Here is a 13,391-nt window from a genome sequence, read left to right as displayed (position 1 = left end):
GCGTGGCCTGGAGAGTGGTCATCTGTTGATCACCGGCGGCACAGGCATCATCGGCCGCGCGCTGTTGCGCGCGTTGCGGCACTGGCGCCGCGGCGGCGCGCGGTTCCGGGTGACGGTGCTGAGCCGCGACCCCGCCGCGTTTCTGGATCGGTATCCGGAATGGCGCAACGAAGACTGGCTGGGGTGGCAGAGCGGCGATGTCCGCAAGCTGTTGATACCGGACGATGTCCGCCTGGTGATCCACGGCTCCGGCGAGAGCCATGCCAGCAGCCTGTCGCCGCTGCAGAGCTGGGACCTGAACTACCAGGGCGCCCGGCGGGTGTTCGACCAGGCCGCCCGGCTGCCCGGCTGCCGGGTGCTGCTGGTGGGGTCCGGCGCGGTATACGGCAAGAACCCGTTCACGCAGCCGATCCGAGAAGACTGCGCGATGGGGCCCGACCCGCTGCAGCCGCCTTCGGAATATGGCGAGGGAAAGCGGGCGGTGGAGCTGTTGGGCACGCTGTATCGCCAGCAGTTCGGCCTGCAGGTGGTTTCCGCCCGCTGTTTCGCTTTCGCCGGCCCGGACATGCCGTTAGACGCCCATTTCGCCTTCGGCAATTTTCTCGGCAGCGCGCTCGTCGGCGATGATATCGTCATTCGCGGCGACGGGCGGCAGGTGCGTTCCTTCCTGGCCTACCCGGATCTGGCCTTTTGGCTGTTGCAACTGCTGCAGTGCGGGCGAGATGGCGCGGCATATAATGTCGGTTCGGACCAGGAAGTCAGCATAGTTGAACTGGTCGAGCAGATCAGGCAGCAACTGAATCCCTCATTGGCCCTGCATGTGCAAGGGCAGGCGGTGGCCAGCAGCGCCAGCGGTTATTATGTTCCCGATATCAGCAAGGCGCGCGAAGAGATGGACCTGCAGGTCTGGACGCCATTGCCGGACCTGATCGCGCTTACCGCCCGGTATTACCGGCCGGACCACACGTAAAAAACAGTAGATAGGGAAACCATGCGAACGCTCTATAGTAAACGTCCCCATCCTTATTACATCATGGCTCCCGACTATCGGCGCAATTCGGCCGGGGTGCGGGTCATGCACATGCTGTGCGATGCCTTGAACCGGTCCGGGCAGGAGGCCTACATCACCACGCGCGAGTGCAATCCCGACTTGCGCACGCCGTTCTTGAACGAAGAGCAGTTCGACTACTACAAGGCGAACCACATCGAGCCCATCATCATCTATCCGGAGGTGGTGAGCGGCAATCCCATGCGCGGCAGGGTGGTGGTGCGTTATCTGCTGAATCGGCCCGGTTTTCTGGGCGGCGGCTCCTATGGCAGCCAGGACATATTGTTCGCCTATGGCTCCGGCCTGGTGCAGGAGGGAATGCCCAAGGATCAGTTGCTGTTCCTGCCCCCTGTCGATCTATCGATTTTCCGTCCGCCGGAAGATCCGGCCAAACGGGTGCCGGGCAAGGTTTGCTACTACCAGGGACGCAAGCGCCAGGCCTTGATCGATCCGGCATTGCTGCCGCCCGACGCGGTGGAAATCACCCAGCAGTATCCGGACAGCTGGGAGGCGCTGGCCGACCTGTTCCAGAGCTGCGAGTATTTCTATTCCGGCGAGGTGTCGGCGCTGGCGGCCGAGGCGGTGTTGTGCGGCTGCGTAGGCGTGGTGATGCCCGGCGAGTGGGCGCAGAGCGCCTTCTGCCAGGAGGAGACCGGATCGTTCGGCGTCGCCTGGGGCACCGCCCCGGACGAGATCGAGCGCGCCAGGCAGACGATGCCGTTGCTGCGCGAACAGTTGGAGAAACAGGCCGAGGCCTTTTGGCCGGCGCTGGACCATTTCATCGAGGTGACGCAGCGGGCCGCCGTCGAGAAGGCGGAACAATTGCGCATCGAGCGCACCACGCCGCGCAAGCCGCGCATCGGCGTGCTGACGCGCGACAACCTCGACACCGCCTGCTACAAGCTGCGGCTGGGCGACGCGCTGGGGCTGATGGAGCCGGCGTTCGACTGCCATCACTTCAAGTATCAGTCTTCCTATATGTTCGACGGCCAGTATCCGTTCAAGTCGGACAACGAGTTCGTCGAGCAGATGGACCTGTTCATCGTGCAACGGGTGTTTCCCTTCCCGGAATACCGTCCGGTGCTGAACGAGATGATCGCCTCGGGCAAGCCCATCGTCTACGAGCTGGACGACTGGCTGCTGGGCATGCCGGAGCAGCATGCGATGCACAATCTGTGCCAGCCGTCGTTCGAAGGCATCGAATGGCTGCTGCCGCAATGCGCGCTGGTGACGGTGACCACCGAGGCGCTGGCCGAGAAGGTCAGGCCGTATAACGACAAGGTTCTGGTCTTCCCCAACCTGCTCGCCAGCGAGCGCCTGGTCGAGCCTTTGCCGCGCCAGGGCAAGATCACCATCGGCTTCGCCGGCACCAGTACCCACGACAAGGACATGGCGATGCTGTCCGCCGCCTTGCAACGCATCTATGGCGAATACGCCGGCCAGGTGCGCTTCGTGTTCTGGGGCGAGGTGCCGCCGGGCTTCGTCGGTGTCAAGGACGCGCGTCAGGTGTCCGACTTCGTCAGCTACAACGATTACCTGCGGGATCTGGCCGAGCTGCGCATCGACATCGGCATCGCTCCGCTGCTGGCCAGCGAGTTCAACGACTGCAAGTCCGACCTGAAATGGCTGGAGTATTCGGTGGTCGGCGCGGCGGCGGTGGTGTCCGATGTGGAGCCCTACGCCTGGTTGAAGGACTGCGGTCTGGCCACGGTGGTGGAGAATACCGAGCAGGCCTGGATCGACGCGCTGAGTGAGCTGATAGACAAGCCTCAGCTGCGTGAGCAGCGCGTCGCTGCGGCGCGCCGGCACATTGTCGAGCACCGGCTGCTGGAACACCGCGTCGGCGAGCTGTTCCAGAGTCTGGCCGAACTGTTGCCCGAGCATCTGCGTCCCGAGGCGCCGGTCGAACTCGGCCGCATCACCACCCGCACCACGGTGGAGTCGGACATGGAAGCGCTGGGGGTGTACCGCCGCTGGGTGAAGCAGCACAATCTGCGCGAAGTGCATGCCGAGCAGTTGGCCGAACGGATGATGCTGGCCTGGAGCCAGCGGCCGATGTTCAATCTGATCGCGCTGGCGCCGGCCGGCAGCCTGGAGCGGCTGGCGGAAAGCTTCGCGGCGATGGAGCGGCAGCTGTACCGCAGTTGGCGCCTGATCGTGGTGTCGGACAGCCCGGTGCCGGACCCGATCTTCACGAACAGCGATCAATTGGGCTGGGTACAGCTGGACAGCCTGGACGACGACCAGGCGGTGACCACGGTGATCAATGGCGTCATCGCCGACATTCCGGCGGAATGGACGATGCTGCTGCCGGCCGGCTTTCAGTTGCAGCCGCACGCGCTGGTGCGCCTGGGCGAAGCGATCCACACCCATCCCGAGTGGGCGGCGATCTATTCCGACAGCGACATCATTTCGCCGATGGGCGAGCGTTTCCGCCCCGCCTTCCGTCCCGACTTCTCGATCGACTACCTGCGCTCGATGGATTACATCGGCCAGGCGGTGGCGTTTTCGACGATCAAGCTGTCGATGATAGGCGGCTTCCAGGCCTATCCGCAGGCGCATTGCTATGATGCGCTGCTGCGCTTGTACGAACAGTTGGGCGACGGCTGCATTGGCCATGTCGACGATATGCTGATATCGCTGCCCTGGGTCGACCCCAAACTGGACCAGCTGGGACAGGCGTCGCGCCAGATCGCGCTGGAAAACCATGCTGCCCGCGGCGGCTTGCCGGTCAAGGTCGGCGAGGGACTGGTGTTCGGCACCTACCATTACGAATACCAGCTGCTGGCCCAGCCGCTGGTGTCCATCGTGATTCCGACCCGCGACAAGCTCGAATACCTGGAACCCTGCCTGGAAAGCCTGTTCGGCCTGACCGGCTACCAGAACTTCGAGGTGCTGATCGTCGACAACCGTTCCGAACAGCCGGAAACCTTCGAGTATTACCAGCAGATCAGCGCGCGCTATCCGGGCCGGGTGCAGGTGCTCGACTACGACGCGCCGTTCAACTTCTCGGCGCAGTGCAATCTGGGCGCCAGGGCGGCGCACGGCGAATACCTGCTGTTGCTGAACAACGATACCGAGGTGGTGCTGGAGAGCTGGCTTGAGCGCATGTTGGCCACCGCCCAGCAGCCGGGCGTCGGCGCGGTCGGCGCCCGCCTGCTGTACCCGGAGGTGGGCAAGGTGCAGCACGCCGGCATCGTGCTGGGCATGCCGGGCGGCATGTTCTCGGTCGCCGATCACGTGTTCGAGGGTCAGGACTTCATGCAGGGGGGCTATCAGAATCGTAGCCTGACGATGCAGAACTACTCAGCGGTGACCGCCGCCTGCCTGCTGCTGGAAAAGCAGATCTACGACGCGGTCGGCGGCATGGACGAGCAGCAGTTCAAGGTCTGCTTCAATGATGTCGACCTCTGCCTGAAGATCCAGGCCGGCGGCCTGCGCAATGTCTACAATCCCTTCGTCGTGCTCTACCACCACCACGCCAAGAGTATAGGCCGGGTCACCACCGACCCGCGCCATGCGCTGGAGGCCGCGGTGCGCGAGCGCGAGGAAATGGAGGCGATGCTGGCCCGCTGGATGCCGGTGCTGGCGCGCGATCCCGGATTCAACCGCCATCTGTCGCTGCGCAGCAAGCGGGTCGACATCGAGGCGCAGCGCGTCGTCGCCTGGGACCCGCAACTGCCGGGACGCAAACGGGTGCTGGGCATGCCGGTTCCCGGCGGCAGCGGCGAATACCGGCTGAGCCAGCCCTTGTCGGTGTTGCAGGAGAAGGGCAGGCTGGATGGCGAGATCCATCAGCCGTCGGTCGGCATTCCCTCCATCATCGAGCTGGCGCGGCAGGCGCCGGACACCCTGTTGCTGCATACCGGCATCAGCGACTACATCTACGATTCGGTGTCCGCCTTCCGCGAATACCTGCCGGGCATGCGGGTGGTGTTCGGCCTGGACGACCTGGTCGGCGGCACGCCGGAGAAGAGCAATCTGTACGACCACTGGAAGCGCCATTATCCCGACGCCAAGCAGCGCCTGCGTCGGGTGCTGAAGCTGTGCGATGCCGCGGTGGTGTCGACCGAGCCGCTGGCCGAACTGACCGCCGGCATGGTCGGCGAGGTGGTGGTGGCGCCCAACCGCCTGCGCAAGACCATTTGGGGCAAGCTGAGCTCGCAGCGCCGGGCGGGCAAGAAGCCCCGGGTGGGCTGGATCGGCGCCGGCCAGCACCGCGGCGACTTGGAGCTGCTGTACGAGGTGATCCTGCAGACGCACGAGGAGGTGGAGTGGGTATTCATGGGCATGTGCCTGCCGCAGTTCCGCCCCTTTGTCGCCGAGATGCACCACGCGGTGCCGTTTGGCGAGTATGCGCCGGCGATTGCGACGCTGAATCTGGATCTGGCGGTGGCACCGCTGGAGGTGAACGGCTTCAACGAGGCGAAGAGCAATCTGAGGCTGTTGGAGTACGGCGCGCTGGGATGGCCGGTGGTGTGTTCGGACATCTTCCCCTACCAGACCAACGCCGCGCCGGTCTGCCGGGTGTCCAACCAGGCGACCGCCTGGGTAGAGGCGATTCGCGCCAGGATCTACGATCTGGATGCCGCCGAGGCCGAAGGCGATGCGCTTAACGCCTGGGTACGCCAGCATTACTGGCTGGAGGAGCATCACGAGGACTGGTTCCGCGTGCTGCACGGCTGAGGACAGCCTTGTTTCGATGAAATGGCCCTGCGGGGCCATTTTTTATTGCCATGGCGGATGCGCGCATTTTTTTGGTAATAGTGCCATTTTCATACAAGTTCCCCGCGAATGGCCGATCTGTTGGCTAAGCAGCTAGTCAATCATTCGGCCGGTTTGGCCATCTAGGGGAAAAACATGGCAATTACCGTTAATACCAACTTATCGTCGTTGCAGGCGCAGATCAACCTGAACAGCTCCAGCAACTCGTTGTCGCAATCGTTGCAGCGCCTGTCGTCGGGCCTGCGCGTCAACAGCGCCAAGGATGACGCCGCCGGCCTGGCCATTTCGCAGACGCTGACCTCGGCGATCCGCGGCAACAACCAGGCGATCAAGAACGCCAACGACGGCATCTCTGTCGGCCAGACCGCTGAAGGCGCGCTGGGCCAGATCGCCAACAACCTGCAGCGCATCCGCGAAATCGCGGTGCAGGCGTCCAACGGCTCGGTCAGCAACACCAACCGTTCGCAGCTGCAGAACGAAGTGGACCAGCTGACGCAGGAAATTTCGCGCACCGTTCAGACCACCCAGTTCAACGGCACCAACCTGCTGTCCGGCGGCGCCACGCTGACTTTCCAGGTGGGTTCGTCCGGTTCCAGCGACAACCAGGTTTCGGTGTCGGCGACCGACCTGAGCAAGGCCGGCTCGCTTAACGCCTATAACTCCAGCCTGACCAATACCGGCACCATCAACGTCACCACCCAGTCCGGCGCTTCGGCGGTGCTGTCGTCGCTGGATGCCGACATCGCCAGCATCTCCAACGTGCGTTCCACGTTCGGCGCGGTGCAGAACCGTTTCGACGCGGTGGTTTCCAATTTGCAGAACTACACGCAGAACCTGACCGCGGCCAATAGCCGCATCATGGACGTCGACTTCGCGTCGGAAACCGCCAACCTGACCAAGAACCAGATCCTGCAACAGGCCGGCAGCTCCATCCTGAAGCAGGCCAACTCCCTGCCGCAGGCGGCGCTGACGCTGCTGCAGTAAGGATCTTGCCGCGTCGCCGTCTGCTAGGGCGGCGGCGCGGTCGCGCAACGAATGACGATTGGGAAAAGGCGATGGCGATGAAATGATGTGAGGCGGGGCGCTGGCTGACGGATTGCAAAATGTGAAAATTCACACTTTGACCGTAAAGTTCGGAATGGACTGGCCGATATGCAGTGTAAGCAAGCCTCTTTGCCCACACTGAGTATCAGGAGAGTCATCATGGCCATTACCGTCAACACTAATATATCGTCGCTGCGAGCACAGATTAACCTCAACAATTCGCAGAGTTCCCTGTCCCAGTCTTTGGAACGCCTGTCTTCCGGTTTGCGCATCAACAGCGCCAAGGACGACGCCGCCGGTCTGGCCATTTCGCAGACGTTGACGTCTGCCATCAATGGTAACAACCAGGCGATCAACAATGCCAACGACGGTATTTCCGTAGGGCAGACCGCTGAAGGCGCGTTGGGCCAGATCGCCAACAACCTGCAACGTATCCGCGAAATCGCGGTGCAGTCCGCCAACGGCTCGGTCAGCAACACTAACCGTTCGCAGCTGCAGAACGAAGTGGACCAGCTGACGCAGGAAATTTCGCGTATCGTTCAGACGACGCAGTTCAACGGCACCAGCCTGTTGTCCGGCGGCTCCACGCTGACTTTCCAGGTGGGTTCGTCCGGCGCGGCCAACAACCAGGTATCGATCTCCTCGGTCGACCTGACCTCGGCCGGCGTGCTCTGCAGCTACAACTCGTCTCTGAGCGCAACGGGTACGATCAATATCACGACCCAGTCCGGCGCGTCGGCGATACTGTCGTCGCTGGATGCGGACATCGGGGAAATTTCCACGGTGCGGTCGACTTTCGGCGCGGTGCAGAACCGGTTTGACGCCGTAGTGTCCAACCTGCAAAACTACGTGCAAAACCTGACCGCAGCCAACAGTCGTATCGTGGATGTGGACTTTGCATCGGAAACGGCTAATCTGACACAGAACCAGATCCTGCAACAAGCGGGCGCCTCGATTCTGAAACAGGCCAACGCACTGCCCCAAGCAGCCTTGACACTGCTGCAGTAAGTATAGACTGATGGTATAGCCAGTCTGCAACTCCGGTTGGGCAGCCGGAGTTGCAGCCATTAGGAGCGTGATCATGCAAATCCCTTCCATTTTGTCGCCAGCCTCCACGGTTGCGACTAGCCCGGTGCCGCGTCAGCAACAGGTTGAATTGGCGCAAGCGTCTTCTAGTGATCAGAGTCAGCCGGTTTTGGCTGATTCGACTCAGGCTGTGGCTGCGGCTGGGCAGAGCCAGCAGCAACAGTCGTCTGCCGATGCGCAGAAGCAGCAAACCGATCCCAAGCAATTGCAAGATTCGGTGAGCCAGTTGAACAACGCGGCGTCGCTGTACAATAGCTCGCTGCAGTTTTCGGTTGATAAGGACACCGGAGCCACCGTGGTCAAGGTGATCGACAAGTCCAACAACCAAGTGATTCGCCAGATTCCGTCTGAAGAAGCGTTGCGTATCGCCAAGGCGATAGGCGATTTCAAAGGACTTTTGCTGAAGGACAAAGCCTGATTACGACTGTCCCGATGCGGCTATAACATGGGCATAACATGACAGCCATTACCAGTTCCGTGGGTGCATTGGATGTACAGGGCATCGTCAGCCAGCTGATGATGATCGAAAGACAACCGCTGAATGCCAGCCTCAACAGGTCTGACCAGTACAATACGCAGCTCAGCACCGTCGGCAAGCTGAATTCGTCCTTGTCCGCCTTGCAGACCGCGATGACATCCTTGTCGTCCGGCCGTTTCCTGCAGGTGTTCAAGGCGACCGTCAGCGATTCATCGATGGCGGCGGTCTCCACCACCAGCGGTGGCAATTCCGGCACCTACCAGGTGGCGGTGAACAATCTGGCGACCAACCGGCAACTGGTGTTCGACCAGGCCGGCGGGCAGAACATCGCCGATCCCAAAACGGCCATCAGCGGCGCGCCCGACCAGCTGACTTTCCAGATCAACGGAAAGGCCCAGACCGTCAAGCTGCGCGATAAGCCGGGCGACGCGGTGAGCCTGCAGACGATCAACGACAAGATCAATGCCGCGGGCATCGGTCTGAACGCCACCATCGTGCAGAACGGCGGCCAGTACAAGCTGGTGCTGGCCTCGGCGGATTCCGGCACCGACAACCAGTTCACCATTACCGGCGGCGGTCAGGATTCGCATTCGACCGCGGGCTCCTCGCTGGCGGGATTGACGCAGAGCGACAACGGCGCCAAGGAGTCGCAGAATGCCCAGAATGCCAGCCTGACCGTGAATGGCGTGGCCATTACCGCGGGCAGCAACAAGGTGTCCGACGCGATTCCCGGGGTGGAAATTGATCTTTACAAGGCAGGCAGCTTCACCGTGTCGCTGTCGCCTGACAGCGCCGGCGTAGGCAAGGGCCTGCAAGCGTTTGTCGATGCGTACAACCAGGTGGTGAGCGACGTCAAGGCGGCGCGCAGCGGCACCATGAAGGGTAATTCATCGATACTGGATATCCAAACCAGACTGCAGCAGGTGCTGTCGACCCCGGTGGCGGGCGCCGATCCGGTCAACTCGGTGGCTTTCCTGTCGCAAGCCGGCATCTCCTTGCAGAAGGACGGCACGCTGAAGTTGGATCAAACCGCCTTCAACGATGCGTTGAAGAAAGATAAGCAGGCGGTGACCAACCTGTTCGGCAACGCCGCCAATACAGGCTTTGCCCAGCGTTTCAACCAGGAGATCAACGCCATGTTGGGGCCAACAGGCCTGATAGAAACCAGCAAGGCCACGATCAAGAGCCGGGTCAGCACGGAGACGCAGTTGCAAAGTTCGCTGCAGGCCCGGCTGGACTCGAAGCAGACCCAGTTGTTGCAGCAGTACACGGCGTTAAATAAAACCCTCGCGCAGATGCAGGCGGGGTCAAACAGCCTGCTCAGCCTGATTTCCAGGTAAAATCACGCCGGGCGGCACCAGCCGTTCGGTGGCTTTAGAAATGATGGTGACCCATGCTGAATTCACGAATGCTCAAGCAGTTCAATCAGGCATATGCCAATGATGCTTTGAAGACTGCGGTTTATGGGGCCAGCCCAGTTGGTATCGTCGTGATGCTGTATGAAGGGGCGATCAAGGCGATCAATTCGGCAAGCGTTGCCATTGATGCCGGCCGCTTCGACGAAAAGGCGCGGATGATTTCCAAGGCCGTGGACATCCTGGAAGGCTTGCGGGTGGCGCTGGATCTGGATCTGGCTTCCGAGGCCGCGGTCAATCTGAATGACCTGTACCTGTACATGAAGTTGCGTCTGGCCAAGGCCAGCCTGAAGAACGACAAGGATATGCTGGCGGAAGTCCGGGGCCTGCTGGAAACCATTCTTCCGGCGTGGCAGCAGGTCGATAAGGACAATGGTATGAAGCCGCAGAGCGCCAACGGCCAGCCTGGAGCCTGAAGGTCGCCATGGAGCAGCAATTTGCAATGACCGAAGGCGGTTTGGCTGAACTGATCAACTCTTTGGAACCGTTGGCTCAACAGACGCTGGAGGTGGCAAGGAACCATGAACGGCGGCGCTTCGTCGAGTTGTATCGCCGGCAGGAAGCCTACACCCAGCAGTTGTTGAAAAGGCTCGAAGCCGGCGAGCGCCAAAGCCTGAATGCTGAACAGCGCGACACCCTGCGCCGGGTGCTGGCTTTGCGCGGACAGATCCAGCAGCAGATGGCTGGCTGGGCGGAGCAGCTCAAGCACGAGTTGCAGGCGCTGCGTCAAAGCTCCAAGTTGAACCGCCAGTACAAGCTGTAAGGGCTGACTGGTTTGCCAATGCTGGATCGACAGGGGCGGACCAGGCCGGAACTGAGTATCGGGTGGTGGGGTTTTGACTTGGGTTGTGCTGTATTTCGCCATACACTTAAAGTCAATGCGGATGTTCACCCGAGGGGAATTCTCCATGTCCGGCGCCTTGTTCCCTTATCTGATGGTCGTACTATGGCTGATGCTGGCGGTTGTGGTGGTTTATCTTTTCGGCAGGGTGCAGCGGCTGGAAAGCAAGCGGGACAGCCTGACTTCGCTGTACCTTGATCAGCATCAGCAGCAGATCAGCTCGCTGCAGCGCGATGTCAGCCGGCTGCAGTCGCGGCTGGAGCTGCACTCCCAGGCCGAGCCTGGGCTGAGCCCGTATAATCAGGCCATCGAGATGATACGCCAGGGGCTGACCGCCTCCGAGGTGGCGTCGCGTTGTGGGATTTCCCGCAGCGAAGCGGAGCTGATCGTCTCACTTTACCGTAACAGTCCCACTTCATGATTCCGTCCTTACCCAATGCGGTCGCCACCACCACGCAAGGTGCGCAAAGCCTCAATCAGCTGCGGACCTCGGTAGACGGCGCCCGGCTGCTGGAGGCGTTGGTCCAGCCCTCGAAACCGCCATCGCTGATGGTGGGAGAGTTGTTGACCGCCAAGGTGGCGGATCAACTGGGCAATAACCAGCTGGCGGTGCTGATCAAGAACGGCTTGTTCACGCTCAGCCTGCCGCCGGGCGTGAACCCTTCCGGCGATACCCTGAATCTCAAGGTGGTCTCGCTGGAGCCGGCCCTCACCTTCGCGCTGCAGGACGGCGGCAAAGACGCGCCGCCGCCTCAGGATAGCTCGGTGGCGGTCAAGCTCAGCCAGGCGTCCCGCTACCTCACCACCTTGCTCAGTTCCGGCGAGTCGGCCGCGCCGAGCAAGCCGCTGCAACTGGACGCGGCCGAACATCCTCCCGCCCAACTGGCTAGGCAACTGCAGCAGGACGTCAAGCAGAGCGGCCTGTTTTACGAATCGCATCTGAAGGACTTCAGCAATGGCCTGCATCCGCTGGAGCAGCTCAAGCAGGAGCCGCAGGCCAAGCTGACGCTGACGCTGCAGGCGTTGGACGAAGGCTCGAAAAGCAGCCAGAGCCAGGCTCAGACCAAACCGCAGCTGCAGGAGCTGGGCGGCCTGGTGCAGCGTCAACTGGATGGCTTGGAAAACCGGGCCGTGCAGTTTCAGGGCCTGGCCTGGCCCGGCCAGCCGATGCAGTTGCAGATCGAGCAGGAGCAGTTGCAGAACGAGCGCCGCGGCGACGGGCAGGAGGAGATTCCGGTCTGGAATACCAGCTTGTCGTTGGAGTTGCCGGCCTTGGGCGGCATGGCGGTGAGAGTGCGTTTGGTCGGCCAGGCGGTGCAAGTTTCTTTCAGCGCCGACGAGGGCGATACCGGGCAGAGAATCCAGCAGAACGCCGCTCGGTTGCAAAGCGGCATGGCGGCGGCCGGACTGACCCTTGCCAGTTTGGTAGTAAATCAGAATGAACCAACAGAATGACGACAAGCGCCGCTCAGCGGTGGCGCTTTCCTATCAGGATGGGCATCGCTCGCCGCGGGTGGTGGCCAAGGGCTACGGCCAGATGGCGCAGCGCATTATCGAGTGCGCGCAGGACGCGGGGGTTTTCGTCCACGATTCGCCGGAGCTGGTTTCCCTGCTGATGCAGGTGGACCTGGACAAGCACATTCCTCCCGAGCTTTACCGCGCCGTGGCGGAAATCCTGGCCTTTGTCTATTACCTGGAACGGCAGGCGGGCGCTGGCGGCGCCGAATTCGAAGACTGGCTCGCCGGCCGCAAGACGCCGGTCAACAATCCCTGATTTCCCCCTCTGGCGCACCGCGGCGCAATCCCCTATGCTCAGCCGATTGCGGATCATCAATCGGAGAATGGCATGCACATCGGATATATCGGCCTTGGCATCATGGGCCGTCCCTGCGCCCTCAATCTGCTGAAGGCCGGGCATCGAGTCAGCGTCTGGGCGCGGCGCCCGGAGAGCGCGGCCGCCTTGCTGGACGCGGGAGCCAACTGGGCGGAAAGTCCGGCTGCGCTTGCCGGCCAAGTCGAGGTGCTGGTGACCAATGTATCGGATACTGCCGATGTCGAGGCCGTGCTGCTGGGCGAACAAGGCGCGGCGCAGGGCGCGCGCAGCGGTCTGATTTGTGTGGACATGAGCACCATTGCGCCCAATGGCGCGCGCCGGATTGCCGCGCAGTTGGCTGGGCATGGCGTCGAGTTTCTGGATTGCCCGGTCTCCGGCGGCGAGGTGGGCGCGGTCAACGGCACGCTTACCATCATGGTGGGCGGCAACGCCGATGCGCTGAAAAAAGCCCGCCCGGCGCTGATGGCGATGGGCCAGACCATCACCCATATCGGCGCTAGCGGAGCCGGCCAGGTGGCCAAGGCCTGCAATCAGATCGCGGTGGCGGTGGGCGTGGCGGCGGTGGCGGAAATCGTCAAGCTGGCGCGCGCCTGCGATGTCGACCCGGCCCCGGTGCGCGCCGCGCTGCTGGGCGGATTCGGCCAGAGCCGAGTGCTGGATGTGCATGGCCAGCGAATGATAGACGACAATTACGCGCCGGGCTTCAAGGCCAAGCTGCACGCCAAGGACATGCATATCGTGATGGATACGGCGCGGGAGCAGGGCATCAGCCTGCCGGCGGCCGAGCGTACCATGCAGCTGATAGACCAGCTGGTGGCGCAAGGCGAAGGCGAATTGGATTCATCGGCGATTGCCCGGCTGATCTGGCGGCAGAACTGAAGCTGCAATGTGAAAACGGGCCGGCGTGACGCCGGCCCGTT

Annotated in this window: 12 protein-coding genes; all 12 read left to right on the top strand. The window is 62.2% G+C overall.

The window, feature by feature from the left end; genetic code table 11:
- Window positions 1-970: NAD-dependent epimerase/dehydratase family protein (locus BI344_RS11650; RefSeq protein WP_139166972.1), on the top strand; the 970-nt coding region annotated here is incomplete at its 5' end.
- Window positions 971-1,033: 63 nt separating this feature from the next.
- Window positions 1,034-5,734 carry a glycosyltransferase gene (locus BI344_RS11645; protein WP_241499320.1) on the top strand — a complete coding sequence of 1,567 codons (4,701 nt, stop codon included), beginning with the start codon at window positions 1,034-1,036 and terminating at the stop codon, window positions 5,732-5,734.
- Between the two features lie 174 nt (window positions 5,735-5,908).
- Window positions 5,909-6,757 carry a flagellin N-terminal helical domain-containing protein gene (locus tag BI344_RS11640; RefSeq protein ID WP_071113118.1) on the top strand — a complete coding sequence of 283 codons (849 nt, stop codon included), beginning with the start codon at window positions 5,909-5,911 and terminating at the stop codon, window positions 6,755-6,757.
- A gap of 219 nt (window positions 6,758-6,976) precedes the next feature.
- Window positions 6,977-7,825: a flagellin N-terminal helical domain-containing protein gene (locus BI344_RS11635; protein ID WP_071113117.1), complete on the top strand. Its 849-nt coding sequence runs from the start codon at window positions 6,977-6,979 to the stop codon at window positions 7,823-7,825.
- 73 nt (window positions 7,826-7,898) lie between these two features.
- Complete coding sequence (locus BI344_RS11630; protein ID WP_071113116.1) at window positions 7,899-8,321, top strand: flagellar protein FlaG; 423 nt, start codon at window positions 7,899-7,901, stop codon at window positions 8,319-8,321.
- A 59-nt stretch (window positions 8,322-8,380) separates the two neighbouring features.
- A complete protein-coding gene (fliD, locus tag BI344_RS11625; protein ID WP_241499319.1) occupies window positions 8,381-9,721 on the top strand; it encodes a flagellar filament capping protein FliD in 1,341 nt (446 codons plus the stop codon).
- Window positions 9,722-9,789: 68 nt separating this feature from the next.
- Window positions 9,790-10,212 carry a flagellar export chaperone FliS gene (fliS, locus tag BI344_RS11620; RefSeq protein WP_239690819.1) on the top strand — a complete coding sequence of 141 codons (423 nt, stop codon included), beginning with the start codon at window positions 9,790-9,792 and terminating at the stop codon, window positions 10,210-10,212.
- Between the two features lie 8 nt (window positions 10,213-10,220).
- Window positions 10,221-10,559 (top strand): flagellar protein FliT, encoded by a 339-nt coding sequence (locus BI344_RS11615; RefSeq protein WP_139166971.1) that lies wholly within the window; start codon window positions 10,221-10,223, stop codon window positions 10,557-10,559.
- Between the two features lie 121 nt (window positions 10,560-10,680).
- The gene (locus tag BI344_RS11610; RefSeq protein WP_206600374.1) at window positions 10,681-11,058 is read left to right on the top strand and encodes a DUF2802 domain-containing protein; all 378 of its coding nucleotides are present in this window, start codon (window positions 10,681-10,683) and stop codon (window positions 11,056-11,058) included.
- Window positions 11,055-12,092 (top strand): flagellar hook-length control protein FliK, encoded by a 1,038-nt coding sequence (gene fliK, locus BI344_RS11605; protein WP_071113111.1) that lies wholly within the window; start codon window positions 11,055-11,057, stop codon window positions 12,090-12,092. Before BI344_RS11610 ends, fliK begins: the two co-directional genes overlap by 4 nt.
- Window positions 12,076-12,411 (top strand): EscU/YscU/HrcU family type III secretion system export apparatus switch protein, encoded by a 336-nt coding sequence (locus tag BI344_RS11600; RefSeq protein ID WP_071113110.1) that lies wholly within the window; start codon window positions 12,076-12,078, stop codon window positions 12,409-12,411. The genes fliK and BI344_RS11600 overlap by 17 nt, the downstream gene beginning before the upstream one ends.
- A 72-nt stretch (window positions 12,412-12,483) precedes the next feature.
- Window positions 12,484-13,350 (top strand): NAD(P)-dependent oxidoreductase, encoded by an 867-nt coding sequence (locus BI344_RS11595; protein WP_071113109.1) that lies wholly within the window; start codon window positions 12,484-12,486, stop codon window positions 13,348-13,350.
- Window positions 13,351-13,391 lie beyond the last annotated feature (41 nt).

This window comes from Chromobacterium sphagni, from assembly GCF_001855555.1.
Taxonomy (GTDB): Bacteria; Pseudomonadota; Gammaproteobacteria; order Burkholderiales; family Chromobacteriaceae; genus Chromobacterium; species Chromobacterium sphagni.
Note: the sequence above shows the minus strand (reverse complement) of the source record. Positions and strands in the feature narration are given on the sequence as shown.

Excerpts from the sequence above, each read along its gene's own strand:
- BI344_RS11645 (WP_241499320.1), top strand. The coding sequence starts at position 1,034 with ATGGCTCCCGACTATCGGCGCAATTCGGCCGGGGTGCGGGTCATGCAC.
- BI344_RS11640 (WP_071113118.1), top strand. The coding sequence starts at position 5,909 with ATGGCAATTACCGTTAATACCAACTTATCGTCGTTGCAGGCGCAGATC.
- BI344_RS11635 (WP_071113117.1), top strand. The coding sequence starts at position 6,977 with ATGGCCATTACCGTCAACACTAATATATCGTCGCTGCGAGCACAGATT.
- BI344_RS11630 (WP_071113116.1), top strand. The coding sequence starts at position 7,899 with ATGCAAATCCCTTCCATTTTGTCGCCAGCCTCCACGGTTGCGACTAGC.
- fliS (WP_239690819.1), top strand. The coding sequence starts at position 9,790 with ATGCTCAAGCAGTTCAATCAGGCATATGCCAATGATGCTTTGAAGACT.
- BI344_RS11615 (WP_139166971.1), top strand. The coding sequence starts at position 10,221 with ATGGAGCAGCAATTTGCAATGACCGAAGGCGGTTTGGCTGAACTGATC.
- BI344_RS11610 (WP_206600374.1), top strand. The coding sequence starts at position 10,681 with ATGTTCACCCGAGGGGAATTCTCCATGTCCGGCGCCTTGTTCCCTTAT.
- fliK (WP_071113111.1), top strand. The coding sequence starts at position 11,055 with ATGATTCCGTCCTTACCCAATGCGGTCGCCACCACCACGCAAGGTGCG.
- BI344_RS11600 (WP_071113110.1), top strand. The coding sequence starts at position 12,076 with ATGAACCAACAGAATGACGACAAGCGCCGCTCAGCGGTGGCGCTTTCC.
- BI344_RS11595 (WP_071113109.1), top strand. The coding sequence starts at position 12,484 with ATGCACATCGGATATATCGGCCTTGGCATCATGGGCCGTCCCTGCGCC.